General features: G+C 38.6%; 16 protein-coding genes. 10 read left to right on the top strand and 6 right to left on the bottom strand.

The window, feature by feature from the left end:
* Window positions 1-56 precede the first annotated feature (56 nt).
* Both H6G57_RS19270 and H6G57_RS19265 read left to right on the top strand, forming a co-directional pair.
* A complete protein-coding gene (locus tag H6G57_RS19270) occupies window positions 57-746 on the top strand; it encodes a bifunctional 2-polyprenyl-6-hydroxyphenol methylase/3-demethylubiquinol 3-O-methyltransferase UbiG (RefSeq protein ID WP_190521418.1) in 690 nt (229 codons plus the stop codon).
* Between the two features lie 72 nt (window positions 747-818).
* Window positions 819-1,793, top strand: a complete 975-nt coding sequence (locus H6G57_RS19265) for a methyltransferase domain-containing protein (protein ID WP_190521416.1) — start codon at window positions 819-821, stop codon at window positions 1,791-1,793.
* A 181-nt stretch (window positions 1,794-1,974) separates the two neighbouring features.
* Here the strand turns inward: H6G57_RS19265 and H6G57_RS19260 are convergent, their stop codons facing one another.
* The gene (locus H6G57_RS19260; protein WP_190521414.1) at window positions 1,975-5,607 is read right to left on the bottom strand and encodes a glycosyltransferase family 92 protein; all 3,633 of its coding nucleotides are present in this window, start codon (window positions 5,605-5,607) and stop codon (window positions 1,975-1,977) included.
* Window positions 5,608-5,662: 55 nt separating this feature from the next.
* Here H6G57_RS19260 and H6G57_RS19255 point away from each other — a divergent pair, with 55 nt between their 5' ends.
* Complete coding sequence (locus H6G57_RS19255; RefSeq protein WP_190521412.1) at window positions 5,663-6,940, top strand: lipopolysaccharide assembly protein LapB; 1,278 nt, start codon at window positions 5,663-5,665, stop codon at window positions 6,938-6,940.
* A gap of 75 nt (window positions 6,941-7,015) precedes the next feature.
* On the opposite strand, the gene H6G57_RS19250 is transcribed toward H6G57_RS19255, so the two are convergent.
* Together H6G57_RS19250 and H6G57_RS19245 are read right to left on the bottom strand one after the other, a co-directional pair.
* Window positions 7,016-9,604, bottom strand: coding sequence for a sulfotransferase (locus tag H6G57_RS19250; protein ID WP_190521410.1), 2,589 nt, complete (start codon window positions 9,602-9,604; stop codon window positions 7,016-7,018).
* A 42-nt stretch (window positions 9,605-9,646) separates the two neighbouring features.
* Window positions 9,647-10,315 (bottom strand): hypothetical protein, encoded by a 669-nt coding sequence (locus H6G57_RS19245; RefSeq protein ID WP_190521408.1) that lies wholly within the window; start codon window positions 10,313-10,315, stop codon window positions 9,647-9,649.
* Window positions 10,316-10,432: 117 nt separating this feature from the next.
* Between H6G57_RS19245 and H6G57_RS19240 the strand changes: the two genes are divergently transcribed.
* On the top strand, window positions 10,433-12,268 hold the full coding sequence (locus H6G57_RS19240; protein ID WP_190521406.1) for a tetratricopeptide repeat protein: 1,836 nt from the start codon (window positions 10,433-10,435) through the stop codon (window positions 12,266-12,268).
* A gap of 354 nt (window positions 12,269-12,622) precedes the next feature.
* On the opposite strand, the gene H6G57_RS19235 is transcribed toward H6G57_RS19240, so the two are convergent.
* Window positions 12,623-14,320, bottom strand: a complete 1,698-nt coding sequence (locus H6G57_RS19235) for a glycosyltransferase family A protein (RefSeq protein WP_190521404.1) — start codon at window positions 14,318-14,320, stop codon at window positions 12,623-12,625.
* Between the two features lie 12 nt (window positions 14,321-14,332).
* Complete coding sequence (locus H6G57_RS19230; RefSeq protein ID WP_190521403.1) at window positions 14,333-16,033, bottom strand: FkbM family methyltransferase; 1,701 nt, start codon at window positions 16,031-16,033, stop codon at window positions 14,333-14,335.
* Between the two features lie 164 nt (window positions 16,034-16,197).
* Here H6G57_RS19230 and H6G57_RS19225 point away from each other — a divergent pair, with 164 nt between their 5' ends.
* From H6G57_RS19225 to H6G57_RS19200, 6 genes are all read left to right on the top strand, one after another.
* Window positions 16,198-16,401 carry a hypothetical protein gene (locus tag H6G57_RS19225; RefSeq protein WP_072721552.1) on the top strand — a complete coding sequence of 68 codons (204 nt, stop codon included), beginning with the start codon at window positions 16,198-16,200 and terminating at the stop codon, window positions 16,399-16,401.
* Window positions 16,379-16,714 (top strand): type II toxin-antitoxin system PemK/MazF family toxin, encoded by a 336-nt coding sequence (locus tag H6G57_RS19220; RefSeq protein ID WP_190521401.1) that lies wholly within the window; start codon window positions 16,379-16,381, stop codon window positions 16,712-16,714. The genes H6G57_RS19225 and H6G57_RS19220 overlap by 23 nt, the downstream gene beginning before the upstream one ends.
* A 21-nt stretch (window positions 16,715-16,735) precedes the next feature.
* Window positions 16,736-17,197, top strand: a complete 462-nt coding sequence (locus H6G57_RS19215; protein ID WP_190521399.1) for a DUF29 domain-containing protein — start codon at window positions 16,736-16,738, stop codon at window positions 17,195-17,197.
* A 220-nt stretch (window positions 17,198-17,417) separates the two neighbouring features.
* The gene (locus H6G57_RS19210) at window positions 17,418-17,621 is read left to right on the top strand and encodes a hypothetical protein (RefSeq protein ID WP_190521397.1); all 204 of its coding nucleotides are present in this window, start codon (window positions 17,418-17,420) and stop codon (window positions 17,619-17,621) included.
* Complete coding sequence (locus H6G57_RS19205) at window positions 17,599-17,931, top strand: type II toxin-antitoxin system PemK/MazF family toxin (RefSeq protein WP_190521394.1); 333 nt, start codon at window positions 17,599-17,601, stop codon at window positions 17,929-17,931. Before H6G57_RS19210 ends, H6G57_RS19205 begins: the two co-directional genes overlap by 23 nt.
* A 265-nt stretch (window positions 17,932-18,196) precedes the next feature.
* Window positions 18,197-19,324: a tetratricopeptide repeat protein gene (locus H6G57_RS19200; RefSeq protein WP_199314373.1), complete on the top strand. Its 1,128-nt coding sequence runs from the start codon at window positions 18,197-18,199 to the stop codon at window positions 19,322-19,324.
* Here the strand turns inward: H6G57_RS19200 and H6G57_RS19195 are convergent.
* Window positions 19,317-20,378 (bottom strand): methyltransferase domain-containing protein, encoded by a 1,062-nt coding sequence (locus H6G57_RS19195; protein ID WP_190521392.1) that lies wholly within the window; start codon window positions 20,376-20,378, stop codon window positions 19,317-19,319. The genes H6G57_RS19200 and H6G57_RS19195 overlap by 8 nt on opposite strands.
* Window position 20,379: the final 1 nt, after the last annotated feature.

Raw genomic sequence — 20,379 nt, 5'->3', positions numbered from 1 at the left:
AAGAGTTAGACTAGATTAAGTCAAAATTGTGTAAGTTAAAACTCAGGAGTTAATCTATGATTGACGTATTATATCAAGTTCGCCAAGATATTGCATCTCAATATATTGCTGGGGAAGGGATTGAAGTGGGTGCGCTTAACGCTCCACTAGAGGTACCTGAAGGCGCAAAAGTTCACTATGTTGATCGGATGTCTGCAACTGACCTCAGACAACAATATCCAGAATTATCAGCCTTGGGTGTGCTTGATGCTGAAATTATAGATGATGGGGAAAAACTATTATCACTTCAGAATAACACTTATGATTTTGTAATTGCTAACCACATGATTGAGCATTGCCAAAACCCAATTGGTGCAATTCAAAATTTTTTAAGAGTTCTAAAGGTTGGAGGAATTTTATATATGGGAGTTCCCAATAAACACTACACTTTTGACCGGGATCGTCCTTTGACTTCTCTTGAGCATTTAGTTCAAGATTATCAAAAAGGGCCAGAATGGTCTAAACAGGATCATTATCAAGAATATGTTCGTCTCGTTGATAAAATGCCAGAAGGACAGATAGCTGATCGGATGAAATTACTGTTAGATATGGATTATAGTATTCATTTTCATGTCTGGCAACCTGATACTTTCCTGGAATTGCTGTCTTATTGTCAAGAAAAATTAAACTTTGGATTTACAGTAGAAGAGTTTCAAGAAAATCATATTGAGTTTATTTGTATTCTTAAGAAAACCTCTAAATTATAAATTATAGCGGTGTAATACCAAACGATAAAGATACACATTAACCCTAATTTTGAATGTAAAGGAAATCAGTGTATGATCGTAGAAGATGACAAAATAATTTTAGTAGTCGATGAATCTTGGTCAAATGACTACTCCCTAACAATTAGAGGCTGGCTGATTTCTAAAAAAGGGGCATTAGACAAAGTAGAAATTTTTCTCGGAGGTAATAGTATCCCAATTACTTCATGGCATCCTCGTCCTGATGTCGGTGCTGTTTATCCCCAGTATCAAACTCAGAATTGTGGTTTTGTTGTTCATCTCCCTCGCATTGCTAAACATCAAGTCACACTTAATACTCACGGTCAAGGTGAAACTTATCAAAAAACACTGGTTTTTGATGGGTCATTACCACAGCCTCCTATAAACTATATTGATGCTGGCGGTTTATTTAATGATTTTATCAATTTAGTTAACCAAAATGATTTTAATGTTTTAGAAATTGGTTCGCGCATTGTTTCCCCCGGAAGTACCAGCAAGCGATCTTTATTTTCCAATTTCAAATCTTACACAGGATTTGACTATTATCCAGACTCCAATACTGATGTTGTTGGGGATGCTCATCAACTCTCTCAATACTTTAGTAATCAACGATTTGATGCAATTTTTTCGTTATCTGTTTTAGAACATTTAGCCATGCCTTGGCTCGTTGCTAAAGAAATTAGTAAAATTCTTGAAGTCGGTGGCATTGCTTACCATAGTAGTCATTTCGCTTGGCCTATCCATGAAAAACCTTGGGACTTTTGGCGTTTTTCTGATGAAGGTTTGAAGGTATTATTTTCTCCAGCTTTAGGATTTGAGATTATCAAGTCTGGTCTTTTTGCACCTTTACGCCTTCATTTAGATCAAGTACATCCACCGCAAGAATTACTAGCAGCACACGCTGGATTTGGGGGAGTTGCTATTTTAGTCAAAAAAGTTAGAGAAGTAAACTATGATCGATTTAGATGGGATTTAACTTTGGATGATGTTTTGGATACAGATAGTCACTATCCAAAGCCTCAAATATAATCCCTATGATTTTTGCTAGGAGGTATTTGAAGGAAATAAAGTCCTTTTAGCCTAAGGAAAATCAAGGTTTTCTCTTAAAGCTGAAGGGGCGACAACTAGGGGTGAAAGTACGTTTGGGTCAGTTTTTGAGCGATGCGACTTCGGAACAGATTAAGCAACTTTTCACCCCTTCAGTGGCTTCTTAGTCTTTATACAAATCTACAACGATAGACAAGGGACGACGCGGATTTTGGACACGACGATCATGATCAGGAGTTCGCATGATATATCCTTTGGAATAGTCAATGTCATGTATCACAGGCTGACCAGTCACGTCGTAGTAATGCAACCAATCAGCCTTACAATGTCGTAAAGGTGATAACTCAATGAGAGATCGCAACCTTTCATAAGTAGGAAACCAAATATGACCCCCTGGAGTTACTCGCTTCAGTTTAGCATCCCATTTCCCCCCTCCTAGAGGATCATAATAAACATCTCCTTGTTCATTTTTCCAACAACGATCAATTAGATAATCGCAGCGATAGTCGGGTAGTGATATTCTAATAAAACCCCCTGGCTTCATCACCCGATAAATCTCAGGAAATGTCACAGATAGTAAATCTGCTGGCTCTATATGTTCGATTACATCCTCAGCTTGAAAACAATCAACGACTCCATCACCAATCGGAAAAGGTTGAGTTAAATCATGTTTAATATGCCATTGATCAGATTTATCGAGAGCTAATCCGATCCATCCATCTTCCTTCGCCTGTTTCGACAAAGAACCTGCATAAAGGCGGATAGGATTTTGCTCGAAGATCCGTTCCCAGTCCGAACTAACTGATTGCTCAGAAACAACTCTTTCTATTTTGTCTTCAAAGGGATTGTCTACAGCCAAACTTCGACAATTCAAATCATGCCTGATCGACCAAATTTGTGTATAGCGCTGGGGATGATAGTATCTAGCCGAAGGAAAAGCTTCTAGTAGATTTCTTCCCATTCGATATCGAGTCCGTTGGGCATCATCTAGTACCAGCAACCCTCCATTTTTAACTTTTTTAAGGGAGGCTTGAATACAGTCATTTCTATCTCTGCCATCCACTAAAATCAGATCGAAATGATGATCGGGAAATTCATCCGCAATCCTGAAATAGGGCTTTTCTCTGAAGACGAGACGAACGTTTGAAATGGTCTGTTCTTCCAGCTTTGATTGTAAGGCGTAAAACCAGCTTTGATCATGCTCAATACTAATTAGCTCAACATCATAACTCGACAGCCAAATTGTTGAACCACCGGAACCAAATTCTAAAATTTTAGCCCCTGGCCTTCCCATTAAAAACTCGGAAATTTTACCCACCGCTTCTGGTGCCCATAGAGGAACCTTAGAGATTTTTGGCATTGTTGATTTGTTGATAGGAGTAGGACTTTTACCAAGACTATTATATCTAGCTGCTTCTGACTGGATGAATTTTTTAAATTTATTTTGGTATGCTTCCTTGCTCCCTAAAGCTTGATAGATAGAATCAATTTTATGATTTAACGGTGAAAGCGTAGCAAGAATATCAAGATTGTCGATTTGATTACAATAGGAATTAAGACGATCAAAATCCCCGGGTTTAAGATAAATTTGAGCAGAAGTTTCATCAACGGTAGCTCTGCCTTTGAGTTTTCTACATTTGTATTCTTCTAAAGATTTTGATTGATAATGGTTGATTTGGGCTGGGTGATGATTAATATACCCTTGACCCTTAATATGCTCTGAAGTTGGATTAGCACCGAAATGCAGTTCTGTTCCATCAATGTGAAAATATCTGGAATTAGGTTTTAGTCGCGGAATATGAATGTCTATAGATTCTATAGAATCTATTTTCGATATAGATTTCATGTGCTTATTGTCGGTTATGGAATTAGGGTTATCTTTATCAGCACATTTTGTAAATCTTTGAATAACAGGTTCAGGGCTGTAAGTAGAGTGTCCTGAAGACCCAAACATTAACCAGTTGATCTGGATACTATCAGCTTGGTTTTCAAAAGATTGGATACACTCGTGAATCGAATTAAAATTTTTCAGCACCAAAAACTCATCTAAATCCAAGAAACAAACCCATTTATAGGATTGACTCTGAGTTTGAATCGCATCGTTATATGCAGTTAGCTGGGGAATTTCGCCTTTGGATCTGGGCCAATATTTATATTGACAAATTCCAAGTTTGTCTAATTGCTCAAGGAGTAACTTGCTGTCATCTTTACTATCATTATTATAAATTAAAACCTGATCAAAACCGATAATAAATTTATGATAAGCAACCCATTCTACTAAATAAGCAGCTTCATTTTTCGCAATCGCACACAGTAGAATTTTATCAGTTCTTAACTCTTGATGCTCAAGTATTTGTGTGTCTTTAATGGCTTCTAGATCAGGTTCTCCTTTTAAAGTTGAAACAGCTTTTCCAGACTGGGCTTGTTCAGTTTGATGAAGTTCCCAATGTGCTTGTTCTAATTCCGATAAAACTTCATCGAACTGAGATTGTAAACGTTCTAACTCCTCTCGTGTATTTTGAAGTTCTGCTTTAGTTATGGTTAACTCTTGGCCACTTTCTTCTAAATCATGATTGGGTTCACTGACAGATTTTTTTATCTTGTCTAAAACCAACTCTATCTTTTGATTTTTCTTGTGGTCTGTTGACAAATCATCAGAGCGAAAACTGTCTACTCGGTTTTTATTTAATTCATAAAAATAATTGTAAACTTTGATATCAACAGCGTTATAATCATTGATAAATTCAACAAAATTGCTATTATTTAGTAGTTCCTTCTTATTTAAAGCGGGTTCTGAATTTACATTGATCTGCTCAATTACAGGTTCGACAATAGGTTCTAAACCAATCAGGGTGATATAGTTTTTAAGAAATTGGCTATAATCCTCTGTTAATCCTACCAAATCAAAGTCAAGTAAGTTTTCAATTATTTGATCAGCATCTAAGTTAGAATCGGACTGGAAAAAAGACGATTGACTATTTTTAAATAATTTATATTTCAGCAAAAAATCAACAATATCCCGATGATCTTTTAAGTCTTTTTCATAGAGATTATATCCCATTTTTTTGATATAATCTGGATGAGATTGATAAAATCTTGAGTTGTGATCACACTGGTGAACAGAAGCCAGCCAATTTACATGAGAGATAAGTTGATCAAGAGGGTTTCTGAGTAAAGTAACCAGTAAATAGTTGTCTTTTTTAAAGTTTCTATTAAAATATTGAATATTCAAATGTCCCGAAATAAAGTCCCAGCTTTTTAGGACATCTAAATTTTGGAATGCCCAGAGTTGATTCACTTCTAAATAAGCTTCACAGTGACTATCTCCATGTAGATAGGTATGTAAAAACTTATTAAATGAACTTCCCGCCGTTTTAGGAACATGAATAAAAAACGTTTTCTTTGGGGGACTAGGCACAGAAATTTGCGATAAATTCAGGCTAGACAATGGAATTCTTTGAAAATTTTCCAAAACAGCTTGGATCAAAATATGTCCCGATTCTACATTAATTTTCTCTAGCGTCGTATCAATTATAAAACCACTTTGTTCAGCACCCGGAAAAGTTGCATAGATTTTAGCAGCACGAGGACGATGAATTGTTAAAGGAGCTTCCCCTACTAACTGACCATCTTGAATTAATTCAACACCAACGGCTGGGGATTCTATTCCAATTACCCAACCGGATAACTTCAGATGTTCCTCTATTATTTCTGGAACAAGATCAAAATCAAATTTACAAAACCGATCAGCTTCTTCTATATTTTTATTAAAATTAACTTTTGTGATAAATCTCATAACAGCAAGGTATATTTTAGATAGAGAAGTAAAATTAGAGTAAGACTAGATTAACATGAACAGTGTATTGATCAATAATGACCAAACCTCTGCAACCTATTTTGACCAAGCTAACAGACTCAAGCAACTTAACCAACTTCAAGAAGCGGTTACTATATACCATCAAGCCATTAACGAAAAACCCAATTTTTCCTGGTATCACCACAATTTAGGGGAAACCCTGGCTCAACTGGGTGAGGTTGAGGAGGCGATCGCCAGTTACCAAAAAGCCTGCGAATTGAACCCTAACTCGGCTTGGTCTTACTATAACCTGGGAGAACTCCTAGAGCAACAGGGTAGACTCCCTGAAGCAACGGAAGCCTATCGTCGCGCGGTGGAACTGAATCCTGATTTTTATGAGTTTCAGCAAAGTTTAGGGAAACTGCTTTGTCAACAAGGACATTTTTCAGAAGCCATCAGTTCCCTACAAACCACACTTGAATTGGAACCGGATGCAACCTCCTGTTATCACTATTTGTGGGAAGCCTTTGCTAGACAAGGACGAGGAGGCGAAGGCATTGCTTATTTGCGGAAAGCCCTTGAAGTCAGTCCCAACAACTGGGAACTTTATCAACAGTTGGGAGAAGCGTTAGAAGCTCTAAACCAAATTGAGGAAGCCGTTGAGTCTTATCAACAGGTGATTAAACTGAACCCCAAATCATCCTGGACTCATTATAAGTTAGGCTTGATTAGCAGAAATCAAGGCAAAATGCAAGAGGCGATTACCGATTTCCGTAAAGCCACAGAAATTGACCCTCAATTCGCCATTTATTATCATTTTCTCGGACATACCTTATCCCTAACCCACCAATGGGAAGAGGCAATTACCTCCTATCATCAAGCATTGGAACTGGCTCCTGATGTGGCGATTATTTACCAACATTTGGGGGATGCTTTAGCGACCTTACAACGGTGGCCACAGGCGGTTACTGCCTATCACCATTCCGTTGAACTTGATCCAAATTCCTTGGAAGCTCAAGATCATTTAGGGTTTGCCTTGGCTCAACTGCAACGTTGGGATGAAGGGATTGCTGCTTACCGTCGCGCCTTAAATATCAGCGAATCTGATGTTGTTTACCAACATTTGGGGGAAGCGTTGCAAAATCGCTCTCCCTTACAACCTCTTCCCCAAGCTGCCAAAGCGGACTTAGAAGCAGCAGCCCAATGTTACCGCCGAGTCATCGAATTAAATCCGAACTGGCTATCTACCTACCAGCTATTGGGGGATGTTTTAACTCAACTGGGGGAAACAGAAGAAGCCGAACTTTGTTACCATCGCGCCCAGAAGCCGTAAAACTTGGACTTCAACCTTAACGTTCCGCCTGGGTAGAGACGTTTCATGAAACGTCTCTACGCGAGGAGTCTTAGCTTAATTTAAGTTAGGATTTTCTGCCCCACTCAGAGCTATTGGTTCAGATTCAGGCTGTTCTGGAGTGGATAGATAAGGTTTAATTAAAGGTAATGGCATTGGTTTTTTGACCATCATTTGGCGCATTAACTGTTGCCATTCCTCAGAATGGGTTAAACCATGGGAATCTAGTTCAAAGCCTTGGGCTAAGGATAATTTAGAAAAGGTTTCTAACCAAGTCAAAATTGTTTCACTTGGAGAGGTTTTAGTTAATTTCAACGCTTGCTGAAGATGCTGTTTCATTAAAGGTAATTTACCATTTCGGTAAGCATTCCAAGCATCCCAAATTAATAGGTTGTAGTTGATTTCGCTTTCTGGTTTGGGATCTTCAGCCATTGTTTGCTCTAAGCGTTGCCGTTCCTGCATTTGTTCTAATTGAGCTTGGGATTGAGCTAATTCAACTTGGAGTTCGTGCAGTTGAGCTTGCGATCGCTTCAATTCAGTTTGTAGTTGATGAATTTGAGCTTGTTTTTGTTTTAAGTCTCGTTTGGTTTGCTGGTATTGTGATTGAGTTTGGGTGAGTTGGGCTTGGGCTTGTTCAAGCTGTTCAACAGATGTTTCAAGTTCCTGAATATAAGTCTTCTGTTGTTCTAACTCCTGTTGCACTTCTTGGAATTGTGACTGAGTTTGGGTGAGTTGGGCTTGGGCTTGTTCAAGCTGTTCAACAGATGTTTCAAGTTCCTGAATATAAGTCTTCTGTTGTTCTAACTCTTGTTGCACTTCTTGGAATTGTGACTGAGTTTGGGTGAGTTGGGCTTGGGCTTGTTCAAGCTGCTCAACAGATGTTTCAAGTTCCTGAATATAAGTCTTCTGTTGTTCTAACTCCTGTTGCACTTCTTGGAATTGTGACTGAGTTTGAGTCAATTCCGTTTGCACTATTTCTAATTGAGATACCGATTGTTCTAATTGAGAATGGTATAAATCTAACTCTCCTTGCACTTGATACAGTTGGGAATTTGAGCGTTTTAAATCCCGTTTTAGTTGTTTAACTTGATTAGTTGCTTGTTGCAAAGCTGCTTGTTCTTGGTGCAGTTGAGTTGTTTTTTCTTCTAGTTCTTTTACGGTTTGATGCAGTTGAATTTGAAAGCGTTCTTCTCGCTTTTGGGTTTGTTGTAACTGCATCATTAATTGACTCAATAAAGCTTCAGCTTCATAAATTTTAGCTTCCGATTCCCCAAGTTGAGTTTTATACCGTGTTAAATCGTCCTGAACTTGAGGCCAGTTTAGTTCATAATATTCTAATTCTTCCTGAGTTTGATGTAATTGGGATTGATACCGCATTACATCAAATTGAGCTTGACTCAGTTGAGTTTTAGCGGTTTCTAATTCAGTCCGAGTTTGGTTGAGTTGAGTATGAGATTGTTGTAAAACAGACTCGGTTCGTTGTAACTGGGTTTGAGATTTTTCTAAAACCGTTTCGGTTTCTGTTAGTTGAGCTTGAGATTTTTCTAAAACCGTTTCGGTTTCTGTTAGTTGAGCTTGAGATTTTTCTAAAGCTGTTTCGGTTTCTGTTAGTTGAGCTTGAGATTTTTCTAAAACCGTTTCGGTTTCATGTAATTGAAATTGAGATTGATCTAATAAATTTTCTGCCGTTTTTAATTGAGTTTTTGTTTGCTCTAACTCAGTTTTAATTAATTGAGCTTCTTGGACTTCAGCTTGTTGGTCTTGCAATTGAGCTTTTAAGGATTTATTTTCCTGTTCTAATCGACGCCCATTCGCCCAATCTTGAAAGGCCCAAGAGCGATACAGAGATGGTTTTAATAAGTCTTGCCAAGAAAAGTCTGGTGTTTGTTCAGGATGCCATGCTCTCCCTTCAAGTTCCTGATATAGTTCAATGGCTTCAGGAAAATAATAGTCAATTAAAGTCGGTTTCTGACTGTTTGAAGAAATCTCAGTTTTTAATAAAGAAGGCTCGTAAGCAGTGGGTGCTGGATAACTTAACTCAACGTTAAACTTTTGATTAATAGTATCAATATAGGCAGTTTGGTTTTGAATAATTGTGTGTAGATTGGTTAGGAGACAACGATGTTGCTCTTGATTATAAAAATTCAGGATTTTTTGATTATAATACTGCCAATATTTGATGGCTAATTCCGGCTGAGTTTGAAAGATTTCATCTTGTCGCCGATACAGGGAATCTGCCACTTCCCAAGGAGAACGAAAAATCAATAAAAATTTGGCTTCGGGTAACAGTTTTGCCCAAAACTCTAAAAATAGAGTAGTTCTAGGTTCTTTCCATCCCCAGACAGCACTTAAAGCATTTTGTTCGATGAGTTCTTTAGCTCGGTCAATGAATTGATCTTCTATCTCTAAGTTATCTTGAAGTGTCCAACCATCAATATTAACGCCTTGTGAACGAAAGGCATCTAAATGAAATTCAAAAAAATCTAAATTTTCAAAATATCCTTTTTGATTAAACTCGGTACTTTTCATTAAGCGACGACCAATATGAACCCCTGCGCTCTGAAGAATTGATGCGGTTAAGGAAGATCCTGAACGGTGCATTCCGGTGATAATGAAAACAGTTTGTTCTGGGTTTTGCTTGGGCATAAGTTTTCAATTGGTTAAGGGGAGACAAGGGACAGTTAACCGTTACCAGATTTCATGAATATTATCGAGAATCTCTAAAAAAGCTTGACGCTCTTTGAGGAGATTATGTTCATGAGCGGTTTGTTTCCCATGGGTTAACATTTCCCAAATTTGAGTTTGAGAATATTGTAAGGCTTGTTGGATCGCATTCAATAAACTTTCTATCGCATACTCAGGACGTAAACAATTTCTACCTGAACGACAAAAGGAACGATTGCCAATACAATCTGGACAAATAACCAGTGTTCCGACTGCCATTCCTTCTAAGGCAGGTAGGTAAAATCCTTCACCTTCTGTTTGGTTAGGAAGAAAGAGAGTGATTTTGACCTCGATAAAAATTAGATCAGGATGTTCTAACGGTTGGGATAAAATAAAGTTTTGATCAGAATTTGCCCAAGGATTATTAGCTGTCCAACTACTTTGAGGCGTAAAATAAATTGAGGGGGAATAGCGTTTGGAAAATTGGACATGATTAAAATAATCCCAAACTTTTAAATGTCCTCCAGTGAACCCGCCATAATCTCGGTAAAATAAGATCGACTGACGAGCAGGTTCACTAGAGGGCGATGGGGATTGCCAAGAGGCCATCTGAGTTTCAATTTCTTCGAGCCAAGATGGTACTTGCTCTAACCGAGTTCTAATTTGTTCTAACTGGTAGGGATGCAATGCCATGAATTCCTGTACAATCCAAAACAGGTATTTTACTCTAATTCTTAATTCCCCTTAAGTCTCCCCCTACTCTTATTGTATCTTAAATCTTGTATCTTACAATCAACCGAGAATACAGGCATGAGTGTTAGCTATTTTGAGACCGCCAATCAACAGTTACGGACAAGTCAGTTTGAACAGCCAATTCAAACCTATGAACAAGCGATACAGGACAATCCGACATCCGCTTGGAGTTACTATTATTTAGGGGAAGCCCTTAGTCAACAGGGAGATATCCAAAAGGCGATCGCAGCTTACCAAAAAGCCATTGATCTCAACCCCAATTCCCCTTGGTTTTATGACCGCTTAGGCAGTGTGTTGACTCAGCAGGGTAATTATAGCGAAGCAATCACTTGTTTCCACAAAGCCCTCGACCAAGATCCGAGCTTTCATGAATTTTACACGAATTTAGGCGTTGCCTTAACCCAACAAGGCAATTTTACAGAAGCGGTTACTCAATTTCAGAAGGCGTTAGCGCTTAAACCCAACAACGGGGAAACCCACTATTATTTAGCACAAGCTTTTGCTCAACAACATCAATGGCAAGATGCTCTTTCTGCCTATCATCAAGCGTTACAAATTAATCCTTATTGGCCGGAGTGTTATTTGGGTTTAGGTGTGATTCAAGAACAACTAGATCAAGCCGATGAAGCCGTGAGTAACTATCGTCGTGCTTGTCAACTGAATCCGAATTTAACCGAAGCTTATCAGCGATTGCAAGATATTTTAAACAGTCAAGAACAATGGCAAGAACTCATTAATCTTTGTCGTCGCCGTTGTCACGTTAATTCTAACTCGGCGGAAGCTCATTATGATTTAGGCTCGGCATTAGTTCAACAGCAAGAATGGGAAGAAGCAACAGTTGTTTTGCATCGCGCTTGTGAATTGAATCCTAATTTTGCAGACGCTTATCAACAGTTAGGAAAAGCGTTAGCTGCACAAAATCAATGGCAAGAAGCCGTAACAATTTATCGTCGTTGTGTTGAACTGAATCCTGATTCTATTCAAAATCAACAAAGTTTAGCTCAAGCACTGGTTCAAGTTCATCATTTAGAAGAAGCGATTACCGTTTATCGTCAAGCTTGTGATTTAGGAACTGCCTCAGCCGAATTATATGAGCAATTAGCACAAGCTTTAGCCCAATTTTATCAATGGGAAGAAGGGATTTCTGCCTATCGTCAAGCCTTAGAACTGAATCCAGAAAATCAGAGCAACATTGAGTTTGGGTTACAACAACTTTTAGGCAAACAACGCCAATTTGAAGAAGCGATCGCTCAATATCGTCGGAATCAAGAGTTTATTCCTGATTCCTTTGAATCTTATCAAAATTTAGGACAATCTCTCCGACAACAAGGCAACATTGAAAATGCGTTAGTTGCTTTACGTCGCGCTTGTGTTCTTAACCCTGGATCTCCCATTGCTTATCATCTTTTAGGTCATACCTTTGCTATGTTTCAAAAGTGGGATGAAGCGATTAGTTGTTATCGTCGCGCTTGTGAGATTTATGACCAATCACCCGATATTCATTTACACTGGGCAGAAGCCTTAGAACAAAAAGGAAATTATCAAGATGCCCTTGTTTATTTCCAAAAAGCCATTAACCTCAGACCGGATTTTGATCTCGCTTATGAAGGGATTAGCCGTGTAATTTCAAAAAAAAACAACGTTAATTTAGATCCCCTCTCCCGATATGGAGAGATGTTACAAAATAGTCCCAATAATCCTGAGATTTATCAGGAGTTGGGACAACAATTACATCGTCAAGGCTATTTGAAAGAAGCGATTGATTGTTATCAAAAAGGAATAGAACAACAAGGAGAACCGATTCATTTATGGTTTTATCGGAATTTGGGAGAAGCATTAATCAGTTATCAGTGTACAGACGCGCCATGGCGCGTCTGTACCAGTCATCATTGAAGGGGGACTCTGGGACAATTTTTTTCTTCTTCCTATTCCTAGGGATTATTGATAAGAATATATTATAATTAATTCCTGATCCTTTTAAATTTTAAAATTAAGAGACTCCAACCGGATTTTTTATTGAAAATAATTTTCAAATAGTTGACGAAATCATGGGGGTTGTGGTAAGCTTGAAAAAACACTACCCAAGGGGTTAGTCTGTCTATTTGTAAAAATGACGGCTAGAAGGCTATAACTTCGTTCAAGATTAAGCAAAATTTACAATATTCTGGCTCGATTCTCAATTCCCGATGCACGAGTTTTTGTAACGGAAGATTAAGACAAAATTCGAGACTTGACAAAAACATAATTTTATGCGTTAACCCTGAAAGGTTGGGTCTGCTGAAAATAGCGGTGATAATTATGAATAAATTTTGCCTTTTGGGGTTCATCAGAAATTAAACTGGCTAACCATTGGAAGGTTTGAGTATAAGCTAGAGACTCCAGAGGACGCATCCAAGGTTTAACAGTGGTACGGGAAAAATAGCTTTGTAGCAGTTGTTCTGACTCGGCTGCCATTTGATGAATCCTTTCAACCGTTAACGGTTTAGGTTCCAAACTGCAAATTGTCGGTTGTTCCAAACAAACCGCCGCAGCCCCCCGTGAGGATAAATTCAGCAATAAATCAAGGGTAGCAGCTTGTTCAGACAGTTGGGGATTAAAGCCACCATAACGCTGTACCCAACTGCGCCGAAATAAAATCGTGCTAGTGCGGATAAACTGCCACAGCGTCGGTAACATCCAGCCATGAACGCCGTGCAAGCCTTCTCGTCCTTGTAATACCGACCCAAAGGCAAGGAGGTTGATGTTGTGATTCCAAAAACTAGACGGGGTTTTCCAAGAACTGAAAACCATTTCTAAAGACCCTGCTTTCTGTTCAAAGCAAGCCACTTGTTGAGCGAGTTTGTTGGGTAAAAACACTTCTGGAGGATGCAAAAATGTGATAAATTCCCCTTCCGCAACTTCCAAACCCTGATTATAAGCGGCTACAATTCCTGAAGAAGGTTGATGGATATAGCGAATTAAGGGATATTCTCTTGTTAATAGCGATCGCATTTCCCCTATAGAATTATTATCATCAACAACAATAATTTCAAAGTCTGTAAAAGTTTGTTGGTAAACACTATCAATGGTGGCAGGTAGAGACGTGCCATGGCGCGTCTCTACACAGGTGGTGGGAATAATGACACTAACCTTCGGGGTGGGGTTAGCAGATAGAGGGGTGAGATAAATTGTTGCATCTGCACTATTTCCCGCAAAATGATTTTGAAGAAAAACTTGATTTTGTTGCGCTTCGGTTCCTTGAAACGCTTCTAAACGATGTCCAGGTAGATGATGATAGTCATGATTTTGATGAATTGCAGTAATTATCTGGCTGGCATTAATCACCGGAATATTCTGTTTGAGTCCTTCCCCCACCATCCAGTTATCCCAACCTGCTCGTCCAATGGCAAATTCTGGAAGTTGGGAAAATAAAGGTTTAGGGAAAACGAAATAATCTAAAGCACCAACACCACTGAAAGTTCCAGCTTGATGAAGGCGATCGCGTAAATTTTGTTCCCAATTAGGATTATTATAATCGATGGAATCAGTAATATCCAAATTCCAACGTCTTCCTAATATTAAAAATTGCGGGTATTGGCTGACAACTTGTTGAACTGTTGGTATGAAATCCCTCGTTAAAATAATATCCGAATTAACATAAGTCAAAATCGGGTAAGTTGCTTGTTGGGAAGCTTGGAAAAAAATACTATTTAATAGAGGCGTTCCTTGAGCATTAACGTTGATGTCAGGAATATAACGTAAACCGAACTCTATCGCCGTTTCTTCAGTTCCCTGATCAGTTCCCAATAAGATAATCTCTGGTTGCGGTTGCAATTGTAACCAACTTTGAATAGCATTCCGTTGAATTATCCGAATCTGACCTCGAAACGGTTTAGGAACTGCAAAAATCGTGATTGTTAACGTGGGTTGAATATTAGGATAAATTGATAAAGGGGTAGCTGTCACAATTGCTCCTGATTAATCTTCAAGGGTTTCTGCGAGAACTTTTGCCAATAATTTAACCATCGCTGCATTATCGGATTTTGATTTTTTAGTAACAGTTAGTTCTGGTTTTTGTTGAGCTTGAGTTAAGAGTGTTTTAGTTTGTTCGAGTTCAGTTTGCAGTTTAGTGAGTTCTTCTTTCTGTTGATGGCACTGAGCAACATATTGTTCTAACTCAACCTGAACTTCATCGAGTTGAAATTGAGTTAACTCTAATTCTTCTCGAACTTCATGCAGTTCAGAACGGGACTGATCAGATTCTTTTCGGGTTTGTTCGAGTTGAGTTTGAGATTGTTGCAGTTCCGTTTGAGATTGTTCGAGTTGAGTTTGTAATTGTTGGTGTTGAGACTGAGATTGTTTGAGGTCAGTTTGTAATTGTTCGAGTTGAGTTTGAGATTGTTTAAGTTCCGTTTGAGATTGTTGGAGTTCCGTTTGTAATTGTTCGAGTTGAGTTTGAGATTGTTGGAGTTGAGTTTGAGATTGTTGGAGTTGAGTTTGAGATTGTTGGAGTTCCGTTTGTAATTGTTCGAGTTGAGTTTGAGATTGTTTGAGGTCAGTTTGAGATTGTTGGAGTTCCGTTTGTAATTGTTCGAGTTCCGTTTGTAATTGTTCGAGTTCCGTTTGTAATTGTTCGAGTTGAGACTGAGATTGTTTGAGTTGAGACTGAGATTGTTTGAGTTGAGACTGAGATTGTTCGAGTTGAGACTGAGATTGTTCGAGTTGAGACTGAGATTGTTTGAGTTCAGTTTGAGATTGTTCCTGTTGAGATTGAGATTGTTTGAGGTCGGTTTGAGATTGTTGGAGTTGAGTTTGAGTTTGTTTCAGGTCGGTTTGAGACTGTTCTAACTCGACTAACATTTGATCCCGTTGGGATTGTAACTCAGTTAAATTTTCTGTACTCTGTTGTAGTTGAACTTGAGTCTGCTCCAACGTGACCAAAACCTCTTGGTACTGGGACTGTAAAGTTTCTAGCTGTTCTTGGGTTTCCTGAAGAAGTTGGGAGGTTTGGGATAAAGGTTTAACCGGATTAACTACGTCCTCAGTTTCAAGGGTTTGACGGACATAGAAGGCTTCTCCCCAAGCGGGATGGTAGGGACTGACTTCTGCTACCCGTTGAAATTGATAATCAGCAAGGAACTGATCAACTTGTTCTACTAATGCACCTCCTTCAAATAGTTCCTGATAATGAACAGTGGTATAAACAGCATCCAGGGTATTGAGAAGTTGGTTAGCACCTTCTAAGGCCAAAAGTTCAGCGCCTTGGATATCAAGAATCAGGATATTAAAGTCAATGGGAGACAGATGGAGTTCTTCGAGAAGACTATCCAAAGTACGGGAGGGGAGGGTGAGTTGTTGAGTTTCTTTGATATTTGGGTAAATTTCGCTGTACCGTTTCCACAGTAGGATGGAACTGCTAGACTCAAGGGAAGTTAGATGGAGGGTAACGGTGTCATTATGGTTGGCAATAGCAGCTTGGACGACTTGAACATTAGGACTCTCAGCAAAGTTGGTTTGTAGGCGTTCAACAGTGCTGGGGTTGGCATCAATGATGAGGGTTTTAACCGTGTCGGGAAGGTTAAGCCGTTTAAGGGTTTTACCATCGGAAGCACCAATAAAAATAATCCCGCGTGGGGCTATGCTGTGTTGTTGGCAGAGGTTGGAGAAGTCGAGTTTCATGGAGGGGTGGTTGGAGTTGAAAGATGAACGGGTTTTATTGTATCAGGGAGTCGAATAGAACCAACAGAACCCGCTAATAACTGCTTTTATCCTGTTATTTAGAGGTCAAGATATTTTGCGTTCGCGTAGATGTTATCGTGGGGTATGATTTATAAGAGGTAAGTATGTTAAAAACGTTTTGGGGTACAGTTAAACAAGGGAAAATCGAATTGCTAGAGCCATCAGAGTTAGTGGAAGGAACGCAAGTGCTAATAACTCTGATTCCTGATGATGAATCTGAATTTTGGCTTCAAGCAAGTAAGATTTCGTTAAATGCAGTTTGGGATAACGCTGAGGATGATGTTTATGCCGAGTTGCTCAAAAAATGATGTCATTCTGGTTCGCTATCCGTTTTCAGATTTGTCTAATTCAAAGGTCAGACCAGCAGTTGTGGTCAATGCCCCACATCCATCTCAAGATATTTTGATTGTCCCTCTAACAAGCAAAACAGAATCCTTGCTTGATGGGGAGTTTTTGCTTTCTGATTGGTCGGCAGCAGGATTAAATGTACCTACAGTGGTGAAGCGGGGTTTATATACAGTTCATGAAAGCTTAATTATTCAGGCGATTGGCAAGCTATCTGATGAAGATGCAGAACGTTTAGAGCAGTCTTTGCAAGCTTGGTTAGGATTAATTGAATGACTAAATTAAAGGAGCGATGTTATGAATTCTGAAACAGTTTCACAATATGAACAAGATTTTTATGGCTGGACACAGTGGCAAGTAAAAGTATTAGCAGAGAAACAAATATCAGAATTGGACTGGCAAAACTTACAGGAGGAAATACAAGCTTTGGGGAGACAGGAGTATCGAGAATTGGTCAGCCGTCTCAGTGTCTTGTTAGCTCATCTCCTCAAATGGGAATATCAACCCGAAAACCGTTCTCGCAGTTGGTTTCTGACCATCAGGGAACAACGCCGCGCAGTTAATCGCCATTTTCATCGTAATCCTAGCTTAAAGTCTCCCATTGTTGATGCTTTAGAAGATGGCTTTGAGGCAGGAGTTGATCTAGCACTCCGAGACACAAATTTGCCCTTGAGAACTTTTCCAACCCAATGTCCATACAAGTTTGAGGAAGTGATCGCAGATAGTTTTATTTGCGATACTAGCCAAGATTGGGAATAATTTCCTAAATATAGCTTTAAACAAAGGCAGTTGAAACCGCGTCTACACAAACAAAACCCGCCGACGCGGGTTGAAGATTTCAATCGCCTTTTAATTACCTGGCGTGCGATCGCTAACTTTCTTAGAACTGAATTTAATAACCGAAAAAATCTCTCAAATCGGGAAATAAACCCCTATTATAATCTATAATTAATTAACAACAAGTTGTTGAGTCGTAAATATGCTGAGAACATTTTGGGGTACTGTTAGACAAGGAAAAATTGAATTGCTTGATTCAGCAGAGTTAGTAGAAGGAACACAGGTATTGGTGACTTTGATTGCTAATGATGAAGCTGAGTTTTGGCTGCAAGCAAGTCAGGTTTCATTAAATGCAGTTTGGGACAACGCTGAGGATGATATTTATGCCGAATTACTCAAAAAATGAGATCATTTTAGTTCGCTATCCGTTTTCAGACTTGTCAAGTTCAAAGGTCAGACCTGCGGTTGTGGTGAGTACGCCACACCCCTCTCAAGATATTTTGATCGTACCCCTAACGAGCAGAACTGCATCTTTACTGGATGGGGAGTTTTTGCTTTCTGATTGGTCTGCGGCTGGGCTCAATGTAGCTACAGTGGTAAAGCGGGGTTTATATACAGCCCATGAGAGTTTGATTATTAAGTCTATCGGTAAGCTATCTGATGCAGATGGAGAGAGGCTAGAGCAGTCCTTGCGAGCTTGGTTAGGATTAATTTAATTATTAAAGATAATCGTGGGGTGGGGATGCGATCGCTTAATTTCCCCGAACTGAATTTAACAACCAAACAAATCTCTCAAATTGGTTAATAAACCTCTATTATAATTTACAATTAAATAACAATAATTCATTAGCAAATAAGGCAATGAAAATCTCATTAGGAATTGGTTCTGGTATTTTGGAATGTAGTCGTTTTGAGTTTTATCACTTGATTGGTGAACAGGGATATGATAATTTGTTTAAGTAGATTTATTGTTGGATTTTTATGGGTAATGAAGTTATGAGTGCAGGTCGGTTACTGAAGCAGGCGAATCAGTTGAAGCGGATGGGGAAGTTGGATGAAGCGATCGGTCTTTATCATCAGGTAATTGAAATTAACCCCAATTTTGCTTGGGCTTATAATAATTTGGGTACTGCTTTGGTTCAACAGGGGAATTTAGATGAAGCTGTTGCTTGTTATTCCGAAAGTTTAAAAGTTAATCCCAATTCAGCTTGGTTATTGTATAGTTTGGGTGAGGCTTTGACTCAACAGGGAGATTTAGAAACTGCTGTTGAATATTTACAAAAGGCTATTGAGATTAAACCAAACTGTGATAAATTACATAACAGATTGGGTCAAGTATTGGCTCAAAACGCTCTCAAAAGTAAGACGCTTGAAGAATTATATTCACAACATACCGGAAAAGTATCTGATAAATGGTCTTCATATTTATTTGTATATGATCAAATTCTAAAAAGTTACAGAAATATGAATGTCAGATTACTAGAAATAGGTGTTCAAAATGGTGGTTCTCTGGAAATATGGTCAAAATATTTTTCTAATGCCAAATTAATCGTAGGCTGCGACATCAACCCTAACTGTGCCAGGTTGACCTATAAAGATTCAAGGATTCATGTACTTGTAGGTGATGCAAACTCTGATGAAGTTAAAAGTAATGTGATTGAATTATCTAAAAGTTTTGATATAATTATTGATGATGGCTCTCATTATTCTTCAGATATTATAAAATCTTTTGCCAGATATTTTCCTCTTTTAGAAGATGGTGGAATATATATAATTGAAGATTTACATACATCATATTGGAAAGAATATCAAGGAGGGCTATTTTATCCTTTTTCCTCTATTAGTTTTTTAAAATGTCTTGTTGATATAATTAATTATGAACACTGGGGAATTGATACAAAACAATCAGATTTATTGAACGAATTTTACAAAAAATATGATCTTTGTACTGACCCCATTGTTTTTACAAGTATTCACTCAATTACATTCTTTAACTCCTTATGCTTAATTCTAAAATGCAAACCAGAATATAATCTTTTGGGAAAACGTTATGTGTCTGGATTAGTTGATGCAATTTACCGAATATCTGCGCTACTCAGATCTATTTAAGCGTTTTTTTCAAAACAGCGATCGCTTCACCACCTCCACTCTTTACAATTTCTTCGACAACGCATTTTTTTTCTTCCGTAAAATACTTGCAAAAATTCAAAAAAGATGTTGGTGAAAAAGTCTGATAGTGTACGTCATACTTTAAATTAACCCACTTAACATGAGCTTCAATTATTTGCTCAGACTTAGCGTTACTGGGCAATTCTTTTGTAAAATTGAGCATAATTCGCTCCAAAAACTCTTTCTCCTCCTCTGGTGTTGCTGGAGGCAATCCTGCTTGCTTGCGGATGTTTAAACCGCTAATTTCCAGGAATTCCCTCAAATGATCGCAAGTTACCTTGATAATGTCATCTACGAGGGATTCAGAAAACAATTTATAGTCTTCTAGCATATGCTCAAGGGAAGTAATAGGTCTTCCTTTGTCAAAACAGCGATCGGCAATTGGCACTGACAGCAACAAGCATCCATTTGGGCGCACTTTGGAAAGCCACCTATTTAAAGTCCCTATGGGATTAGGGGAATGTTCGAGAACGTGATTAGCAATAAGAAAATCTTGGGATTCAGGCTCCACCTTAGACAACACGAATGCTTCATCTACTACATCTGTCTCAACAATGTTTTCGTTTTTAAGCTCGGGATATTGCACCAAGTTTTGTTCTTTTGTTTTGTAATCGACGTATTTTACTTGGGTACTTGAAGAAACCTTTGTTGGTTTGTGAAGGGCACCGATTTCAATCCCCGAACCTCTCAAATATTTTTCAGCCAACCTTTCCCGATGTGGAGCCATGTCTGCTTCAGTCCAATCATCGGTTATTTGTACCTGGAGCTTCGTTAATTCTGTAATTTTTTGCGCTTGGTATTCCATAATCTGCTGCGCCTTTTTCCGATCTTCGAGAAGATTGTTAAAAGAAGATTTTAAGCGATCGATTTCTTTTGCTTGCTGTTCAATCTGTTTATCCCTCTCAGCGATCGCCATATTTTGCCCATTATCTGAATATTGACTTGACTTTTCAAACATTAATCCGCGACGAGTCTCATACAAGCGTAAATTCATA

The sequence above is a fragment of the Planktothrix sp. FACHB-1365 genome, from assembly GCF_014697575.1.
In the GTDB taxonomy this organism is placed as follows: Bacteria; Cyanobacteriota; Cyanobacteriia; order Cyanobacteriales; family Microcoleaceae; genus Planktothrix.
This window is presented reverse-complemented; position numbering and strand designations above follow the sequence as displayed.